Source organism: Bradyrhizobium stylosanthis, assembly GCF_001641335.1.
GTDB classification, from domain to species: domain Bacteria; phylum Pseudomonadota; class Alphaproteobacteria; order Rhizobiales; family Xanthobacteraceae; genus Bradyrhizobium; species Bradyrhizobium stylosanthis.
Window position 1 is genome coordinate 1 of sequence record NZ_LVEM01000019.1, and the last position, 680, is coordinate 680.

The window sequence follows — 680 nt, forward strand, 5'->3', positions numbered from 1 at the left end:
ACGATGACCGGTTCGGTCAGCGGGGCGACGATCAACGGCAGCGGCAATACCGACGATGACCGGTTCGGTCAGCGGGGCGACGATCAACGGCAGCGGCAATACCGTGTCGCTGACGGGGCAGCAGGAGACGGTGACGCTGAACGGCAGCAACGAGACCGTGATCGTGGGCGCCGGCGCGACCAATGCGGTCGTGAACCTGAACGGGACCGGCAGCACGGTATCGGGTCTGTCGGGCACAGCAGTGGTTCTTTCCGGCGCCGGCAACTCGGCGACGGTGATCGGGAACACCGACTTTGTGCAGCTTACGGGGAACAGCCAGTCGGTGACGTTGATCGGCAGCAGCGACTGGTTGACGCTGAGCGGGAACTTCATCACGCTGAGTACGTCTGGTGCGCGCTTTGTGACGCTGGCCGGCATGAACGACACGGTGACGCTGAGCGGAACCGGGCTTGTCACTGTGCTGAGTGGCACGAGCGACAGTGCGACGCTGACGAGCACCGGGGCGAACGTCAACATCAACGGCAACTATGCCACGGTGAATGCATCGGGGTCGACCATCGGGGTCAACTCCACCATATCGAGCACGACGACGCTCGTTGGCAGCAACGATACGGTAGGGATCGCCAGCAACCAGTCGACGGTGACGCTGACCGGCAGCAACGAGACGATCACGGTGAGCG

The 680-nt window shown here is 63.5% G+C and carries 1 protein-coding gene; it reads left to right on the top strand.

The features are described from left to right. Positions 1–55: 55 nt before the first annotated feature. On the top strand, positions 56–680 hold a 625-nt coding region (locus A7X65_RS40355), incomplete at its 3' end, for a DUF3060 domain-containing protein (RefSeq protein WP_156528471.1).